This window comes from Yersinia sp. LJYL362 (assembly GCF_048323875.1).
The window spans coordinates 1-16,073 of record NZ_JBLWEX010000203.1; the positions used below are offsets into that span (position 1 = coordinate 1).

Here is a 16,073-nt window from a genome sequence, read left to right on the forward strand (position 1 = left end):
TTGCTTCCATAAACAGGAAGAAATAGGCCGGTGCGCTACCTGCGGCGGCGATAACGCTGTTGATGCCGTTTTCATCATCTACCCAACAAACTTTGCCCACTGAGCTCATCAGTGAAGCCGTGAAATCTCGGTCATCTTGCGAGACCTGCTGAGGCGCATAAAGGCCGCTCATCCCTTTCCCCACCAGCGATGGTGTGTTGGGCATGATTCGCACCAGATTGAGATTATCGCCCAACAGCGCATAGAAACGCTCTACCTGCACACCCGCGGCAATAGACAGCACCAGCTTACCGATGAAATCGATATTTTCCTGCAAGGGTTGGCATACCGCAGCCATTAATTGTGGCTTAACGGCTAAAACAATGACTTCTGCTGTTTTCGCTGCGGCAATATTGTCGTCGCTACTGATAACGCCAAACTCGGCGGTAAGTGCATCACGGTTTTTAGCTGAAGGTGCACAAACGCTGATCATTTTAGCGGGGTAACCACCAGCCACTAAACCCGCGATAATTGCGCGAGCCATATTGCCCGCACCAATGAATGTAATATTGCGATGTTTCATTAAATCAGTTCTCCTAAACCAATGGTTTTAGGTATTTAAGCGCGGGAGCCAAAAATCGCGGTACCAATGCGCACCAAAGTACTACCAGCCGCAATAGCTGCGGCCATATCATCCGTCATCCCCATGGAAAGCGTATCCATCTGAGGGTAGCTGACTTTTAAAGTCAAGAAGGCCTGATTCATTTGCTCAAATACCGCCAGTTGCCGTTGATAATCTGTTTCAGGTGCCGGAATAGCCATCAGCCCACGTAAATGCAGATGAGGCAGTTCACTGATACTGGCCGCCAAAGCGGGCAGTCCCGCCAGTGCAATACCTGACTTACTCTGCTCATCACTGATATTGACCTGAATGAGGATATTCAGTGCTGGCATTTCTGGCGGGCGTTGAGCACTTAGGCGCTGTGCAATCTTGAGCCTATCGACGGTATGGCACCAGGCAAAATTCTCTGCGACTAATCTGCTTTTATTGGATTGCAGCGGGCCGATAAAGTGCCATTCAAGCTGGGAGGCATGGGCGCTTTCTGCAAAATAGTGAATTTTATCCACCCCTTCCTGCACATAGTTTTCGCCAAAAGCGTATTGCCCAGCTGCGATGGCTTCTTCGATAGCGCTCACAGGCTTGGTTTTACTGACTGCAAGCAATGTCACTTCTTCTGGAGAGCGCCCGCAGTTGCGTGCAGCGGCTGCGATTTTCGCTCTGACATCCTGTAGATTCTGCTCAATTGTGCTCATATGGACCCAGGAGTTTGATATGGATTTCACCTGTCTGGATGATAAAAACACAGACTCGGATAACCCTGAATTTAATGGTGTTTCCACCAAATACATTGAGTTGGAAAAACCTGAACATGCCGATGGTGGCTTCAACGAACAGGATTTTGCTAATAAGGTGGCGGATAGTGTAAATCATAATGCATCGGATCTGCACCTTTGTACCGGTTATCATCCGGTATTGCGCATTGATGGTGAACTGAAAACCTTTACTCACTGGCCGCGCATCAATGCCAGTTGGCTTAACGGCTTAAGCCAACATTTCTTGAGTGAGGCGCAACAACGACAATTACAACAAAGTGGGCAGGTGGATTGTGCTTGTACCACGAGTGCCGGACAGCGGCTACGGGCAAATGTTTTTCAGCAACAGCAGGGGCAATCGATAGCTTTTCGTGTGATTTCTGCAATTAACCCCTCGCTAGATGAATTGGATGTTCCAGATATTATTAGTCAGATAATCGAACAAGATAATGGTTTAATTCTGGTGACCGGGGCGACAGGCAGTGGGAAATCCACCACTTTGAGCGCGATGATCAGTGCGATGAATCAAAAGCAGGCGCGCCATATCATCACGCTGGAGGATCCGATCGAGTTTCTTCATAACAGTAAATCATGTTTGATCCAGCAGCGGGAATTGGGCCGTCACACTCATTCTTTCAGTAGCGCGCTCACTGGGGCATTGCGCCAGGACCCCGATATCATTTTATTGGGAGAGTTGCGGGATCAAGAGACGATTCGTTTAGCACTGACTGCTGCTGAAACCGGGCACTTGGTATTGGCGACATTACACACTCGCACCGCGACTCAAGCCATCGATCGGCTGGTGGATGTCTTTCCTGTGGCAGAAAAAGCGGTAATTCAGGCGCAATTAGCGGCCAGCCTGCGCGCAGTTATCGCACAAAAATTGTGTCATAAAGTGGGCGGTGGACGTATCGCCGTATTTGAGATATTGACGCAAACCACGGCGGCCAGTCATTTGATTCGTGAAGGTAAAACCTACCAACTCCCCTCGGTAATACAGAGCGGTAGACAATGGGGGATGCAAACTTTTGAGCAGGGTATGGCGCAGCGACAAAAGCAGGGTGTATTGGCTGAGCGCCATGTTAGTTAATGAAGCATGTTAGTCATTAATGGATATAGAGCCGCAAACACCGCTGCGGCTCCAGGTACGAAGGGTAAACTAGGCGGCTGGGATCTGCTGGGTAATACAATGAATATTACCGCCTCCTAAGAGGATCTCGCGAGCAGGGACACCAACAATCGCATAGCCAGGGAATATCTGCTGCAACAGATCATGCGCCAGCCCATCAGTGCGGCTATCCAACAGCGGATAAATAATCTGTTGATTGCTGATCAGGAAGTTGACGTAAGACCCGGCTAACCGCTCACCGGCGGTGCGTGGCACGGCATCGCTAGACAGCACATCGAAAGTCTCGGCTTCGGTGTTATACAGTGGGCCTGGTGCCGGCAGCTTCCAGATTTTTAGCTTACGGCCTTTGGCATCGACGGCATTGGATAAAACTTCAAAGGCGGCAACAGAACGCGCGTATTGCGGATCCTGCTGATCGTCAGTCCAATGCAGAGCGACTTCACCAGGGCGGACAAAACAGCACATATTGTCGATGTGGCCATCGGTCTCATCGTTATAAACGCCGTCTTGTAACCAGATGAAATGTGTGACACCAAGGTATTCACGCAGCAACTGTTCAATCTGTACCTGATTAAGGTGCGGGTTGCGGTTAGGATTCAACAAACACTCTGCGGTAGTCAGTAAAGTGCCTTCACCATCGGTATGAATAGAGCCACCTTCCAGCACTAATGGTGCGCTGTAATGGGCATTATTCAAGAAGTCACTCACTTGAACGGCAATTTTTTCATCTTGCTGCCAATTAGCATACAAACCGCCGTTAAGGCCGCCCCAGGCATTGAACTGCCAGTCAACCGCGCGGCGTTCGCCAGCACCATTGATGACCATAGTCGGGCCAGTATCACGCATCCAGGCATCATCGCTTGCCATTTCTACCAGTGTGACACTGGCCGGTAGGGTTGTTTTGGCCTGCGCCATAAACTCGGCGGGAACCCCCATAAATACTGGGGTTGTACGGCTGATGGCTTCCGCTACTTTGGCAAAAGTCTGCTGAGCGGGAATCCCCTTACCACGCCAGTTATCTTGGCGATATGGCCATAACATCCAGACGGCATCTTGCTTTGCCCATTCGGCTGGCATAAAGAAACCATCCTGCTGCGGAGTACCCGGCAGGGCTTGTGACACAGTGCTTTGTAACACGGGGCTTTTAACAGACATACATTATCTCCGGGTTTTGCCGTCAGAAGTGGCAAGTACCTGATACATTTCTGGACGGCGATCGCGGAATAAGCCCCATGACTCGCGCTGAGCAGCGATTTCCTGCAAATCGAACTGGTGAACCAACACAGCCTCGTCGGTTTTGTTGGCCTGAGCCAGCAGAGCGCCGGTTTGGTCTGCAATAAATGAAGAGCCGTAGAAGGTCATTTCCAACCCATCGATATATTTGCTTTTCTCAGTACCAATACGGTTAGAAGCAATCACTGGTACCAGATTCGCGGCTGCATGGCCTTGCTGAACACGAGTCCAGTGCGGCTGGCTATCGATGTCAGGATAAGCAGGCTCAGATCCAATAGCGGTTGGGTAGAAAATGATTTCTGCCCCCAGTAATGCCAGACTACGGGCAGTTTCTGGGAACCACTGATCCCAACAGATACCGACGCCGACTTTGGCATAGCGGGTCTGCCAGACTTTAAAGCCGGTATCGCCTGGGATAAAGAATTGTTTTTCCTGATAAGCCGGGCCATTAGGAATGTGAGTTTTACGGTACACATCCAGCACGGAGCCATCAGCATCAATCATGACCAGTGAGTTGTAATAGGCATTATTGGCTTTCTCAAAGAAACTCAATGGCAATACCACTTCCAACTCAGCTGCCAGCTTGGAGAAATGTTGGATAAGTGGGCTATTGTCCAGCTCTTGGGCCAGTGCATAGTGCTCAGGGTTTTGATCAATGCAGAAATAAGGTGCGGCAAACAGCTCCTGAATCAGGATGATTTGTGCACCCTTGGCATGAGCCTGACGTACCAGTTTCTCGGCATTTTCAATGTTCTTAGGCAGGTCCCAGGAACAGGCCATTTGAGTCGCAGCAACAGTTACTTTTGTCATGAGAAAACCTCAATAAATGTAAAAAACACCCGTGAAGGGTGTGCAATATTTTGAGCCGCTGATTGGCATCCATCCAGTATACAATTGTGCGGGCATGGGTGCCATGCCACTTAGGGAATGCTGGGTAGGATTGTGGAAACAGAACGTAGGAATTTGTTTGCAGAAAGCCAAACGCAGCGGACTTAGCCCGCTTGCTGATCAAACCAACTTTCCAGAATGATGACCGCAGAGGCGGCGTCGACACTGCCTTTGTCCAGCGCGCGATAGCCGCCACTGTCAAACAAATTAGCGCGAGCCTCGACAGTACTGAGGCGTTCATCCTGTAAGGCAATTTGTACACCAAAACGGCCATGCAGGCGGTTGGCAAACCTGCGCGCGCGCGCCGTTAGCGGCTGCTCGGTGCCATCCATATTCAGTGGCAGCCCAACAACGACTAAATCTGGTTGCCACTCTTTCAGCAATTTTTCAACTTTCTGCCAGTCCGGCGTGCCGTCCTGAGCTTTAAAAGAGGTTAGCGCTCGGGCGGTGCCAGTGACTTCCTGACCAATAGCGACGCCGATACTTTTAGTACCAAAATCAAAGGCGACAATCGTGCGATTAGCCATCAGGCGTGTCCTGCTTGCGGAGCGATATTAAAGATATTGATACCCAGCCTATTGGCCGCAGCTTGCCAGCGCTCAGCAATCGGGGTGTTAAACAGGATATGCGTATCTGCTTCAATGGTCAGCCAGGCGTTATCCAGCAGTTCTTGTTCTAACTGCCCCTGCTGCCAACCCGCATACCCCAGGGCTACCAACAAGTTTTTCGGCTGTTCTGGTGTTCCTAACGTCTCCAGTACATCTTTAGAGGTCGTTATCATGGTATCTGGTGAAATAGGAATGCTGGAGCCAAAACCTTCCTGTGGCGAATGCAGGATAAAACCACGATCTTCTGCCAGCGGGCCACCCGCCAATACCGCTTTATCCAGCCGAATCGAGGGATCTCGTGGTGTTGGATTGATTTTTAGTTTTTCCAGTACAGTTTCTACAGTGAACTGTTCCATCGGCTTGTTAATCACCAAACCCATGGCACCCTCTTTATTATGCTCACAGATATAGATAACCGAGCGCATAAAGTGGGGGTCCTGAAGTGAAGGCATAGCTATAAGAAAATGATGCTGTAAATTCATTATGTTATATAGAGGATTCGCTGAGTTAAGGGATAAACTCTTGTCAGTATGCGGATAAATGCGAATAAAGTCACGGCTCCCCTTCGCCCTTGAAGCTGTAGGGTTGTTAGCTGTGTTCATGACTCGGCCCATCCCAGGGCCTTACTTTTATGAGGCCGCAGTAAGCGGCGCTCAAGTCATTTTTTGGTTATTTGTTTGCTAACCGCACTTCGATTGCATCCATCAGCATGCCGGTAATTGATACATCCGGGAAAGCGGCTTCAATTTCGCGTATGCAGGTCGGGCTAGTCACGTTAATTTCAGTCAGGCGATCGCCGATGATATCCAGACCGACAAAAACCAAGCCTTTTTGCTTCAGTACCGGTGCAACAGCGCGGGCAATTTTCCAATCACTTTCACTCAGTGGGCGGGCTTCTCCACGGCCACCGGCTGCCAAGTTACCGCGAGTTTCGCCTTGCGCCGGAATACGTGCCAGGCAGTAAGGCACCGGCTCACCATCCACCACCAACACGCGTTTATCGCCTTCTTTAATCGCTGGCAGGAAGTTTTGCGCCATGCAGAATCGGCTGCCCAACTCGGTCAGCGTTTCAATAATAACCGACAGGTTAGGGTCATCCTGTTTCACGCGGAATATTGATGTGCCGCCCATACCATCCAGAGGTTTTAGAATGATATCGCCATGTTCCTGATGGAACTTGCGGATGTGGTCTTTGCTACGACTGACCAGTGTATCTGGCGTTAATTCAGGGAACCACGCAGTAAACAGCTTTTCGTTACAGTCGCGTAGGCTCTGTGGTTTATTCACCACCAGCGTGCCTTTATCTTCCGCACGTTCCAGAATATAGGTGGCGTAGATGAACTCAGTATCAAACGGCGGATCTTTACGCATCAGAATGACATCAAGAGCATGCAGCGGGATGTCTTGCTCTGTACCAAAACTGAACCAGTCGTTTTTATCCTGTTTCACACTCAGCAGGCGGGTACGGGCACGGCCATCACCACCACGCAGGTAAAGATCACCCATCTCCATATAATGCAGTTCCCAACCACGGCGCTGTGCTTCCAACAGCATAGCGAAGCTGGAGTCTTTCTTGATATTGATGGACGAGATTGGGTCCATTACGATGCCGAGCTTGATCATTCTTCTCTCCTAACGGGAACGAATTTTATCCCAGATCGCCAAACCGCACCTGCAAAGCAGTGATTGCGGTAAGAGCGGTAGTTTCGGTACGCAGCACTCGCGGCCCTAGCAGGATATCAGTAAATCCAAGGCGTGAGGTCATGGCAATTTCATCAGCAGAGAGGCCGCCCTCCGGGCCAATCAACAGACGTACTTTGTTGAGTGACGAAGGGAGGGTGTTAATGCTGTTGCTGGCACGCGGATGCAGATTCAACTTAAGGCTGTCATCTTGCTCTGCACACCATTCAGATAGCTGCATTGCTTCGCGGATCTCCGGGATCTTATTGCGCCCGCATTGCTCACAGGCCGCAATAGCAATCTTCTGCCACTGCTGAATTTTCTTTGCCAGACGTTCGCCATCCAGCTTAACGCCGCAGCGCTCGGAAAACAGCGGAGTAATCACATCGACACCCAGTTCAATGGATTTCTGAACCGTAAACTCCATCTTTTCCCCACGGGAAATGACTTGGCCTAAATGTAGATTTAAGGGGGATTCACGGTCTTCCAACTGCCCTTCGGCCAACCGAACAATCAGGTTTTTTTTATCCACACGGATAATTTCAGCTGCGAAAACCTGATTACTGCCATCAAATAATTGCAGACTTTGGCCTTCAGTCATTCGCAGCACGCGGCCGACATGATTGGCTGCTTCATCACTGAGCGCCAATTCGGTATTTGCCTGCAAAGGCTGCGGGTGATAAATGCGAGGTATGCGCATGAGTTGTTTGAGCCCTGAAACGAAAACTTTGACCAGTATACTAGATTAGCCTTTTTGCTGCTGGCAAGCGCGTTGTACATAAGGGTTATGATTCCCTTGTGCTTTTGCCACCCGTTCATCACGTAGACATTCCCAGTTTGTCACCGGATATTGACGATTCCACACCTCGAACAGTTTGCTTTGTTGGCTGGAAAGCCGAAGTTGATATTGGTCGCGCATATAAAAGTAGGTACGGGCAATTGCACCACGTGAGCGCGCAGGGGGTTCAGCCAACTTATTTTTGAAGTCGACTTTCATCTCGCATTGACCATATTGACCGTTGCCGCCATTCCACTGGGAATACATGAAGTTATTGCGGTCACCATTCACCTCGCCAATAGCGGGTTGCAGATTATGCAGGTCAGTTTCTATTTGGCGATAGACCGGATCTTTGGTGCAATTTTTGCGCCCGCCTTGCTGCCAGCACTGACGCTGGTGGCCAAATTGCCAGGCTGGGACGACATGCTCCCATTCAATCCGCGCGGCACGTTGAGCATTTTTACGAGGTTGATAGCCGCAACTTCTCAGATCCGGAACCCCTTTTTTACCTTGCCAGTCAATTTTGCAACCACAATAAAAGCTGCCGGGGGCATCCTGATTAATTTTCGCAGCAACGGCTTTAGCCTGAGAAAAGTTATTAATGCTTTGGCTGTAACCGGATAGTGGGAGTAGGGGAGAGGACAAAACCAGCAGGAATAGAAGTTTGCGTAACATATCTCAAAACAGCCTGATAATGAAAAACAGGCAGGTTATAGATAATATTTATGAATGGCAAATTAACCTGCTGTTTTATAACAACTAACGTTAATTTCTAACAGCTTTTTGTCGTGACAAATTGCAGTTTTTCACCGCATTCGCGACAGCGGTATTCGCTCTCACCGCGCTGAACTTTATTGTGGCGGCGAATAGTTAAGGCGTGTTGCTGGCATTTGCACTGATAATTAAAAGTCTTACTGCGCACCGAGGTGACTTCAAACTGATGCGTACGGCTGGCTGGGACTTGCAATACATGCTCCATCATCCAACGCCACTCTTTACCATGCGGAGGAACGCGACCAAATTGGCGATAAACCAGTAAATGGGCCAATTCGTGAGGCACCACTTCATCAATAAAAGGCTGTTGATTTTCCAGTAATAATACTGGATTGAGACGAATTTCGAAGGATTGCAGATAGGCGCTGCCCGCGCTGGTACCACGTTGATGATAGTTGATTTTCGGCTCCGGATAGTCGGTGCCAAGATGCTGATTTGCCAGCTGCAATTTATGGCGCAAACAGCGCATAACTGCTTGCTGTAGCGCGATGGGGATTCTTAATGAACTCATATCGCGGAAGAATAAAACGGCAGATAACCAGATGCAAGCCAGTAGGTCGGACAATTTTCGATTGATCATTATGCTAATATATATAATATAAAAATATATAATGAAATATAAGCATTAGAGATGCATATGAATAACGATAAAACCATCAGTATGGATCTGATGAGATATGCGGCAGGGCAGGCTTGTGATGTGCTGAAAATATTATCAAATGAAGATCGGTTGTTGTTGCTGTGCCAACTGAGTCAGGGAGAAAAGGCGGTCGGCGAACTGGAAGAGGCTCTGGGTATTCACCAACCGACGCTCTCGCAACAACTTGCTGTACTGCGTAGTGATGGGCTGGTGAACACCCGCCGAGAAGGGAAACGCATATTTTATTCGATCGCTGATAGTAAAGTATTGGCACTGCTTGAAGTGCTGTATCAGCTTTATTGCCCACAAGAGAAGGAGGGCGCATGACTATCGATTGGGCTAATTTCACTCCCTTCAGTGCACTGGCTGGTGGCGTGTTATTGGGTATTGCTGTGACAATTTTATGGTTTTGTAATGGCCGTATTGCCGGTATTAGCGGCATTTTAGGCGGATTATTGCCGCCAAAGGCGGGGGATATTTCCTGGCGCGTTGCTTTCCTCCTCGGTTTGATTATGGCCCCTGGCATTTATTCACTTTTTACCGATCTGCCGTTGATCCAGATTGATGCTGATTTGCCGGTTCTGATCGTGGCTGGATTATTGGTCGGGATCGGAACTCGTTATGGGGCAGGTTGCACCAGTGGGCATGGTGTCTGTGGCTTAGCGCGTTTCTCACCGCGTTCATTGCTGGCGACACTGAGCTTTATGCTTACCGGTTTTGCAACTGTGTGGCTTGTTCGCCATCTATTCGCTTAGATGTCAGGAAGGGAATATGAATTTACTTTTCTCATTGCTTGCCGGGCTGGTTTTTGGCCTGGGGCTGATAGTCGCAGGTATGGCGAATCCCGCTAAGGTACTTGGTTTTCTCGATATTGGAGGCTTGTGGGACCCATCACTGGCGCTGGTGATAGTCGGTGCAGTGGTGGTAGCAACACTCGGTTTTGGTTGGGCTAAAAAGCGTAAAACCAGTTTGCTTGGATATCCTCTCCAATTACCAACATCCACCCATATTGATCGCCGTTTAATAGGTGGCAGTATGTTATTTGGTATTGGCTGGGGGCTTGCGGGGATATGCCCAGGGCCGGCATTGGTACTACTGGGCGCGGGGATGTACAAAGGTATTATCTTTGCCGCCGCGATGGTGGCAGGAATGGCAATATTCAGCTTGATTGAGCGTTATCGGCAGTCATAAAAATCAAGCATAAAAAAACCCCGGCTGGCGGGGTTTTTGTTATTGAGATCTTACCGTCTAAACGTTATTTCAGACCAGCAGCATCACGCAACAAGGCAGCTTTGTCGGTTTTTTCCCAAGGGAATTCTTCACGACCAAAGTGACCATAAGCGGCGGTTTTGCGATAGATCGGATGCAACAGATCCAGCATCTGAATCAGGCCATAAGGGCGTAGTTCGAAGAACTCACGCACCAGAGCGACCAATCTATCTTCCGCTATCTTGCCGGTACCAAATGTTTCCACCATGATGGAAGTTGGCTCTGCAACACCGATAGCGTAAGAAACCTGAATTTCGCAACGATCAGCCAGACCAGCCGCAACGATATTTTTTGCCACATAGCGAGCAGCATAGGCAGCAGAACGATCCACTTTGGATGGATCTTTACCCGAGAATGCGCCGCCACCATGACGTGCCATGCCGCCGTAGGTATCAACGATAATTTTACGACCGGTCAGACCACAGTCACCCATTGGGCCACCGATAACAAAACGGCCGGTTGGGTTGATGTGATATTTAGTCGTCGCCGTGAGCCACTCGGCTGGCAGAACCGGCTTGATGATCTCTTCCATCACCGCTTCTTGTAAATCTGTCAGGCTAATATCATCTGAATGCTGAGTTGACAGAACTACCGCATCAATACCAACAATTTTGCCACCATCATATTGGAAAGTAATCTGGCTTTTTGCATCTGGGCGTAGCCACGGCAAAGTGCCATTTTTACGGACAGCAGCCTGGCGCTCAACCAAACGGTGAGCATAAGTAATGGGCGCTGGCATCAAAACGCTGGTTTCGTTGGTGGCGTAACCGAACATTAAACCTTGGTCACCTGCACCTTGCTCCAGTGGATCTGCACGGTCAACACCCTGGTTGATATCAGGGGACTGTTTACCAATTGCGCTCAAAACGGCACAAGAGTTAGCGTCAAAACCCATCTCAGAATTAACATAGCCGATTTCGCGCACAGTACGACGGGTGATCTCTTCGATATCTACCCACGCGTTAGTGGTGACTTCACCACCAACCAATACCATACCCGTTTTGACATAGGTCTCGCAGGCAACACGTGCTTTTGGATCTTGTTCAAGAATTGCGTCAAGTACAGCATCGGAAATCTGATCGGCAACTTTGTCAGGATGTCCTTCGGAAACCGATTCCGACGTAAATAGGTGTTTAGCCATTTGTTTTCTTTACCTTGAATACAAGTGAAATGTCACTGCATAGCATTGAAGTCAAGCAACCAAACCCGTTGTTTGAATGGGCTTTTTGTTGCATTGCGCTTTACAACGCCCCTTTAGGCAAAGCCTTTAGCAGTCTATCCCTTTAGAAGTCCGTCATAATTATTATAACGACACAGACATTCTAGCAATTAAAATGGATGGATGTATTAACATCTGGACGTCTATTTTAGGTCAGCTTTTGCTATTAATGCCAGCCCTTTTTGCATCAAGATATTTCTTACTTTGGTTGTCAGTTGATTTATTTACCGCTTGATACACTTGCAGGCCATTTTCATTTTGCATTTTACTCGCGTTATAGGTATAAACTGCGCGCGCAGCTTATTTGATACGCAATGATGAAGATGGCAGAAGATGACATTAGCGCATTGTGAGATTTTTAGTGTTTCGCACTGAGTGATGGCACTCAATCTTATGAGCGCATCGTTACGATGATCACTAAAATGGCAGCGTCATCGTTCTGTTACCTATGTCTATTATATTGAGTCTTGTCCGTTCATCACGAACGGCATGCGTGGAGGTGGTTGGATTAATGATCCGTTGTCTACTGGTTGCTGCACATCAACAGCTGCGTCGTTCTGACGTTCAATCCCCCCTTGCAACCTTCCTTTCTTGTACACCATCAAGGCGATGTTACACCCACATGGGTGCGACGCAGGATTCGCGGGCCGGTTAATTACCGCCTAACGCACCGAGTCTGGCTAGCTTGAGGACTTTGCGGCTAATCCGATTCACAAAATCTCAATACGTATTTACAGTCAAACGTATTTTTCATTTAAACGTGTTTTACCCTGTTTTGGGTAATGAATAGCTGAGATAAACCGCTCGTGGATCGCGCTTTCCAGCGTAATATTCTGCCAATTTGGCATTCACGCGGTTGTCCTTGTTGGTTGTAGCTGCGATAGTGGCTGACTTTATCGTCAGTATCGCAATAGAGGCGAATTATGTCTGATGATAACTTGATTGGCCGTCCGTCAGCTGCGGGCGCACATGTTTCTTTACGCTCCATGCAGGAGGTTGCCATGAATGATCGTAATGCCAGCAAGATGCTGAGCACGTATAACGTCGCCTACTGGGGTGGCAACTATTATGACGTCAATGAGCTCGGTCATATCAGTGTTTGTCCTGATCCGGATGTCCGTGAGGCACGTGTCGATCTAGCTGAATTGGTCAAAAAGATGCAGCTTGAGCAGGGGCAACGTCTGCCTGCGTTATTCTGTTTCCCGCAAATTTTACAGCATCGCCTGCGCTCAATTAATGGCGCATTTAAACGTGCACGTGAGTCGTTTGGTTATGAAGGCGATTACTTTTTGGTTTACCCAATTAAAGTCAATCAGCATCGCCGGGTTATTGAGTCACTGGTTAATTCTGGTGAGCCGTTAGGGCTGGAAGCCGGTTCTAAAGCCGAAATGATGGCGGTTCTGGCACATGCCGGTATGACTCGCTCAGTCATCGTTTGTAATGGCTATAAAGACCGTGAATATATCCGCTTGGCATTGATCGGCGAAAAACTGGGCCATAAGGTTTATCTGGTCATCGAAAAGATGTCAGAAATCAAAATGGTACTGGAAGAGGCCGAGCGCCTGAACGTCGTCCCGCGCTTGGGTGTCCGCGCGCGTCTGGCTTCACAAGGCTCCGGCAAATGGCAGGCAAGCGGCGGTGAGAAATCCAAATTCGGTTTGTCCGCGACTCAGGTGTTGCAGTTGGTTGATATGCTACGCGAAGCCAATAGTCTGGAAAGCCTGCAACTGCTGCATTTCCATTTAGGCTCTCAACTGTCCAACATTCGTGATATCTCCACTGGCGTACGTGAATCTGCCCGTTTCTATGTGGAACTCCACAAACTGGGCGTCAATATCCAGTGTTTCGATGTCGGCGGCGGTTTAGGTGTGGATTACGAAGGAACCCGTTCCCAATCGGATTGCTCAGTTAACTATGGCCTGAATGAATATGCCAATAACGTTATCTGGGGGATTGGTGATGCTTGTAATGAACATGGCTTACCGCACCCAACCGTGATTACTGAGTCGGGCCGTGCAGTTACCGCACATCATACCGTGCTGGTTTCCAATGTTATCGGCGTGGAACGTAATGAGTTTAATGAGCCGCAACCGCCAGCAGCCGATGCACCACGCGCACTGGAAAGCTTGTGGGACACCTGGTTGGAAATGCAAGAGCCAGAAAATCGTCGCTCTCTGCGCGAATGGCTACACGATAGCCAGATGGACTTGCACGATGTTCATACCCAGTATGCTCATGGCATGTTGGAACTGACGCAACGGGCATGGGCTGAAGAACTGTATTTGAGTATTTGCAACGAGATCCAAAAGCAGTTGGATCCGAGCAACCGTGCACACCGGCCCATCATTGATGAGCTGCAAGAACGTATGGCTGACAAGCTGTATGTCAATTTCTCGTTGTTCCAGTCAATGCCGGATGCGTGGGGTATCGATCAACTCTTCCCGGTATTGCCATTGGAAGGGTTAGATAAGCCACCTGAGCGCCGTGCGGTGTTATTGGATATCACCTGTGATTCCGACGGGACTATCGATCATTATATCGATGGCGATGGTGTGGCAACCACCATGCCAATGCCACCGTATGATGCAGAAAACCCACCGCTACTAGGCTTCTTTATGGTCGGAGCCTATCAGGAAATCCTGGGCAATATGCACAACTTGTTCGGCGATACCGCGGCAGTCGATGTGTTTGTCTTCCCTGATGGTACGGTTGAGTTTGAACAGACCGACGAAGGTGATACCGTCGCAGATATGCTGGAATACGTTCAGTTGAACCCTGAGAAATTGCTAAAACAGTTCTCTGATCAAGTGAAAGAAACGGATCTGGACACTGAGTTACAAGCTCAGTTTATGGAAGAGTTTGAAGCCGGTCTGTATGGTTATACTTATCTTGAAGATGAATAAGTATTAGCTGCTGATTAACATCACAAAAAGGGCAAACTCAGGTTTGCCCTTTTTGTTTCTATACCTACTGGCGATTGGCTCAATCTCAACCACACTGATAGAAGTGATTTTATCTGTGCTGTGTTGGTGGAGGCAATTCAATGGGGTGGTTAACTGTTTGTAAGGTCAATTACGTCAAACCGGACTTTCCTTTCTCCGCTCAGGCTGAGGGTAAAAGGATAGGTATCTATCTGGTGGAGGGGGAATATTTCGCAATGGAAGATATTTGTCCCCACGCCAATGCATTGTTAAGTCAGGGTTTTATGGATGGTGAAACCATCGAGTGCCCATTGCATGGCGCACTGTTTGATATTCGAACCGGGCAATGCTTACGCGAACCGGGGGATCGCGATCTGAACACCTATCCCGTACGGATCAATGGTGATCAGATCGAGATTAATCTGGCTGAGGATAACGAGTAGCTGTTTTCGTATATAAGTTATAGAACTCACGCCCCTGCTGTGGGCGTGGGTATTTATAAGATGAGGTATTAGTGGTAACTCTTATTTCTCGGCGGCAATACGCTGGCGGATATGGTCGGCGCGGGCCTGTGAGGATGGGTGATCGTCAAACATGCTGCTAGTACGGCCTGCCTCCATGGTCGCTAACTTTTCGAAGCTGGTGACTAAACCGTTTGGATTGATACCTCGCTTTTTCAGCAGATCGAATGAGTAATCATCCGCTTCACTTTCTTGTTTTTGTGAGAATTGGGCACTCACCAGTTTCTCGCCAATATCGGCCAACTGAGACTGCGACAGTTGCCCGGCAATACCACCAGCAGAGGCAGCCGCAGTGCGCAGCGCTGTGGTACCGTAGGCCACTTGCATGGCTTTGCGGGTATGCCCTAATGCCACATGGCCCATTTCATGGCCGAGCACGCCTTCCACTTCATTGTCGGTCATCATATCCATCAGGCCGCTGTAAACACGGATACAGCCATTTGCCATCGCCCAGGCATTCACATCTTTAGTGACGTAAACCTTATAGTTTGCTGGGGTACCATTGATGTTATCACCCAATGCGGCCGAGATTTTAGCCAGACGTTTGCCATAATCGCTATCAGCGGAGGCGATTTGGGCTTTTTGATCCATTTCCGCACATGATTTCTCACTGAGGTTTTTGACATCAGCATCACTCAGGGTTGCTGCCTGAAAGGCCTGAGCACCGGACTGCATCAAGCCATCGGTATTCATATTTTGGCAGCCGCTAAGTAATGCTGTAAGGCTCAGTGCAATCATTGATGTACGAATTTTCATAACACTTTCTTCCTGTGGTTATGGGGTATTTATTGCTACATTACAGCAATTGCATTAATAGCTATTGCGTCAGCGCGACTTCCACTACTCTTGCGCACTATGACTGACAATGGGTAGTGGAGATTAATGCTCTGTCAGCGTGAGTACTATAGCTTTATTCTGAAAATCAGCAGATTCCATTGGTTATAAATATGGAAGTTATAGCTCATTTGGTTTTAGTGATTGCCGTTTCAATGCTGAGTCTGAGAAAATGGTAACCTTGAACGCTTTTTTTAATCCGACCTGGAGTAAAACATGTCCTCTC

The 16,073-nt window shown here is 48.7% G+C and carries 19 protein-coding genes; 7 read left to right on the plus strand and 12 right to left on the minus strand.

Annotation, left to right across the window (positions count from 1 at the left end; genetic code table 11):
* Window positions 1-562: pyrroline-5-carboxylate reductase (locus ACNSO8_RS10420; RefSeq protein WP_418394561.1), on the minus strand; the 562-nt coding region annotated here is incomplete at its 3' end.
* A gap of 35 nt (window positions 563-597) precedes the next feature.
* Window positions 598-1,293 carry a YggS family pyridoxal phosphate-dependent enzyme gene (locus ACNSO8_RS10425; protein ID WP_019082389.1) on the minus strand — a complete coding sequence of 232 codons (696 nt, stop codon included), beginning with the start codon at window positions 1,291-1,293 and terminating at the stop codon, window positions 598-600.
* A gap of 19 nt (window positions 1,294-1,312) precedes the next feature.
* Here ACNSO8_RS10425 and ACNSO8_RS10430 point away from each other — a divergent pair, with 19 nt between their 5' ends.
* Window positions 1,313-2,443 carry a type IV pilus twitching motility protein PilT gene (locus ACNSO8_RS10430; RefSeq protein WP_050160145.1) on the plus strand — a complete coding sequence of 377 codons (1,131 nt, stop codon included), beginning with the start codon at window positions 1,313-1,315 and terminating at the stop codon, window positions 2,441-2,443.
* Window positions 2,444-2,512: 69 nt separating this feature from the next.
* Here ACNSO8_RS10430 and aguA read toward each other — a convergent pair whose 3' ends face one another.
* The 8 genes from aguA to ACNSO8_RS10470 form a co-directional block, all read right to left on the minus strand.
* A complete protein-coding gene (aguA, locus tag ACNSO8_RS10435) occupies window positions 2,513-3,637 on the minus strand; it encodes an agmatine deiminase (RefSeq protein WP_057630877.1) in 1,125 nt (374 codons plus the stop codon).
* Window positions 3,638-3,640: 3 nt separating this feature from the next.
* Entirely contained in the window at window positions 3,641-4,525 is an 885-nt protein-coding gene (aguB, locus tag ACNSO8_RS10440) for an N-carbamoylputrescine amidase (protein WP_418394562.1), read from the minus strand.
* A 182-nt stretch (window positions 4,526-4,707) separates the two neighbouring features.
* A complete protein-coding gene (gene ruvX / locus ACNSO8_RS10445; protein ID WP_019082392.1) occupies window positions 4,708-5,130 on the minus strand; it encodes a Holliday junction resolvase RuvX in 423 nt (140 codons plus the stop codon).
* Window positions 5,130-5,693, minus strand: coding sequence for a YqgE/AlgH family protein (locus ACNSO8_RS10450; RefSeq protein ID WP_046050291.1), 564 nt, complete (start codon window positions 5,691-5,693; stop codon window positions 5,130-5,132). Before ACNSO8_RS10450 ends, ruvX begins: the two co-directional genes overlap by 1 nt.
* Before the next feature lie 187 nt (window positions 5,694-5,880).
* A complete protein-coding gene (gene gshB, locus ACNSO8_RS10455; RefSeq protein ID WP_418394563.1) occupies window positions 5,881-6,834 on the minus strand; it encodes a glutathione synthase in 954 nt (317 codons plus the stop codon).
* A gap of 25 nt (window positions 6,835-6,859) precedes the next feature.
* On the minus strand, window positions 6,860-7,591 hold the full coding sequence (gene rsmE / locus ACNSO8_RS10460; RefSeq protein WP_019079013.1) for a 16S rRNA (uracil(1498)-N(3))-methyltransferase: 732 nt from the start codon (window positions 7,589-7,591) through the stop codon (window positions 6,860-6,862).
* Window positions 7,592-7,636: 45 nt separating this feature from the next.
* Window positions 7,637-8,344 carry a deoxyribonuclease I gene (gene endA, locus ACNSO8_RS10465; RefSeq protein WP_057630873.1) on the minus strand — a complete coding sequence of 236 codons (708 nt, stop codon included), beginning with the start codon at window positions 8,342-8,344 and terminating at the stop codon, window positions 7,637-7,639.
* A 97-nt stretch (window positions 8,345-8,441) separates the two neighbouring features.
* Window positions 8,442-8,954 carry a SprT family zinc-dependent metalloprotease gene (locus ACNSO8_RS10470; protein ID WP_032900509.1) on the minus strand — a complete coding sequence of 171 codons (513 nt, stop codon included), beginning with the start codon at window positions 8,952-8,954 and terminating at the stop codon, window positions 8,442-8,444.
* Window positions 8,955-9,080: 126 nt separating this feature from the next.
* On the opposite strand from ACNSO8_RS10470, the gene ACNSO8_RS10475 reads away from it, so the two are divergent.
* The 3 genes from ACNSO8_RS10475 to ACNSO8_RS10485 are packed head-to-tail and all read left to right on the plus strand — an operon-like array spanning window position 9,081 to window position 10,274.
* Window positions 9,081-9,410 carry an ArsR/SmtB family transcription factor gene (locus ACNSO8_RS10475; protein ID WP_019079010.1) on the plus strand — a complete coding sequence of 110 codons (330 nt, stop codon included), beginning with the start codon at window positions 9,081-9,083 and terminating at the stop codon, window positions 9,408-9,410.
* Window positions 9,407-9,838 carry a YeeE/YedE family protein gene (locus tag ACNSO8_RS10480; RefSeq protein ID WP_057630871.1) on the plus strand — a complete coding sequence of 144 codons (432 nt, stop codon included), beginning with the start codon at window positions 9,407-9,409 and terminating at the stop codon, window positions 9,836-9,838. Before ACNSO8_RS10475 ends, ACNSO8_RS10480 begins: the two co-directional genes overlap by 4 nt.
* A 16-nt stretch (window positions 9,839-9,854) precedes the next feature.
* Window positions 9,855-10,274, plus strand: coding sequence for a DUF6691 family protein (locus tag ACNSO8_RS10485; protein ID WP_057630869.1), 420 nt, complete (start codon window positions 9,855-9,857; stop codon window positions 10,272-10,274).
* Between the two features lie 64 nt (window positions 10,275-10,338).
* Here ACNSO8_RS10485 and metK read toward each other — a convergent pair whose 3' ends face one another.
* Complete coding sequence (gene metK, locus ACNSO8_RS10490) at window positions 10,339-11,493, minus strand: methionine adenosyltransferase (RefSeq protein ID WP_050130402.1); 1,155 nt, start codon at window positions 11,491-11,493, stop codon at window positions 10,339-10,341.
* Between the two features lie 589 nt (window positions 11,494-12,082).
* Here metK and ACNSO8_RS10495 point away from each other — a divergent pair.
* From ACNSO8_RS10495 to ACNSO8_RS10505, 3 genes are all read left to right on the plus strand, one after another.
* A complete protein-coding gene (locus ACNSO8_RS10495) occupies window positions 12,083-12,226 on the plus strand; it encodes a hypothetical protein (RefSeq protein ID WP_418394564.1) in 144 nt (47 codons plus the stop codon).
* A gap of 268 nt (window positions 12,227-12,494) precedes the next feature.
* Window positions 12,495-14,474, plus strand: a complete 1,980-nt coding sequence (gene speA, locus ACNSO8_RS10500; protein WP_050298539.1) for a biosynthetic arginine decarboxylase — start codon at window positions 12,495-12,497, stop codon at window positions 14,472-14,474.
* A 140-nt stretch (window positions 14,475-14,614) separates the two neighbouring features.
* Window positions 14,615-14,935 carry a non-heme iron oxygenase ferredoxin subunit gene (locus tag ACNSO8_RS10505; protein ID WP_019079005.1) on the plus strand — a complete coding sequence of 107 codons (321 nt, stop codon included), beginning with the start codon at window positions 14,615-14,617 and terminating at the stop codon, window positions 14,933-14,935.
* Window positions 14,936-15,016: 81 nt separating this feature from the next.
* Here the strand turns inward: ACNSO8_RS10505 and ACNSO8_RS10510 are convergent, their stop codons facing one another.
* Window positions 15,017-15,769, minus strand: coding sequence for a M48 family metallopeptidase (locus ACNSO8_RS10510; RefSeq protein WP_019079004.1), 753 nt, complete (start codon window positions 15,767-15,769; stop codon window positions 15,017-15,019).
* Window positions 15,770-16,073 lie beyond the last annotated feature (304 nt).

Excerpts from the sequence above, each read along its gene's own strand:
- ACNSO8_RS10475 (WP_019079010.1), top strand. The coding sequence starts at position 9,081 with ATGAATAACGATAAAACCATCAGTATGGATCTGATGAGATATGCGGCA.
- ACNSO8_RS10430 (WP_050160145.1), top strand. The coding sequence starts at position 1,313 with ATGGATTTCACCTGTCTGGATGATAAAAACACAGACTCGGATAACCCT.
- metK (WP_050130402.1), bottom strand. The coding sequence starts at position 11,493 with ATGGCTAAACACCTATTTACGTCGGAATCGGTTTCCGAAGGACATCCT.
- ACNSO8_RS10485 (WP_057630869.1), top strand. The coding sequence starts at position 9,855 with ATGAATTTACTTTTCTCATTGCTTGCCGGGCTGGTTTTTGGCCTGGGG.
- ACNSO8_RS10450 (WP_046050291.1), bottom strand. The coding sequence starts at position 5,693 with ATGAATTTACAGCATCATTTTCTTATAGCTATGCCTTCACTTCAGGAC.
- endA (WP_057630873.1), bottom strand. The coding sequence starts at position 8,344 with ATGTTACGCAAACTTCTATTCCTGCTGGTTTTGTCCTCTCCCCTACTC.
- ACNSO8_RS10495 (WP_418394564.1), top strand. The coding sequence starts at position 12,083 with ATGATCCGTTGTCTACTGGTTGCTGCACATCAACAGCTGCGTCGTTCT.
- ACNSO8_RS10470 (WP_032900509.1), bottom strand. The coding sequence starts at position 8,954 with ATGAGTTCATTAAGAATCCCCATCGCGCTACAGCAAGCAGTTATGCGC.
- aguA (WP_057630877.1), bottom strand. The coding sequence starts at position 3,637 with ATGTCTGTTAAAAGCCCCGTGTTACAAAGCACTGTGTCACAAGCCCTG.
- speA (WP_050298539.1), top strand. The coding sequence starts at position 12,495 with ATGTCTGATGATAACTTGATTGGCCGTCCGTCAGCTGCGGGCGCACAT.
- gshB (WP_418394563.1), bottom strand. The coding sequence starts at position 6,834 with ATGATCAAGCTCGGCATCGTAATGGACCCAATCTCGTCCATCAATATC.
- ACNSO8_RS10510 (WP_019079004.1), bottom strand. The coding sequence starts at position 15,769 with ATGAAAATTCGTACATCAATGATTGCACTGAGCCTTACAGCATTACTT.
- ACNSO8_RS10480 (WP_057630871.1), top strand. The coding sequence starts at position 9,407 with ATGACTATCGATTGGGCTAATTTCACTCCCTTCAGTGCACTGGCTGGT.
- aguB (WP_418394562.1), bottom strand. The coding sequence starts at position 4,525 with ATGACAAAAGTAACTGTTGCTGCGACTCAAATGGCCTGTTCCTGGGAC.
- ACNSO8_RS10425 (WP_019082389.1), bottom strand. The coding sequence starts at position 1,293 with ATGAGCACAATTGAGCAGAATCTACAGGATGTCAGAGCGAAAATCGCA.
- rsmE (WP_019079013.1), bottom strand. The coding sequence starts at position 7,591 with ATGCGCATACCTCGCATTTATCACCCGCAGCCTTTGCAGGCAAATACC.
- ACNSO8_RS10505 (WP_019079005.1), top strand. The coding sequence starts at position 14,615 with ATGGGGTGGTTAACTGTTTGTAAGGTCAATTACGTCAAACCGGACTTT.
- ruvX (WP_019082392.1), bottom strand. The coding sequence starts at position 5,130 with ATGGCTAATCGCACGATTGTCGCCTTTGATTTTGGTACTAAAAGTATC.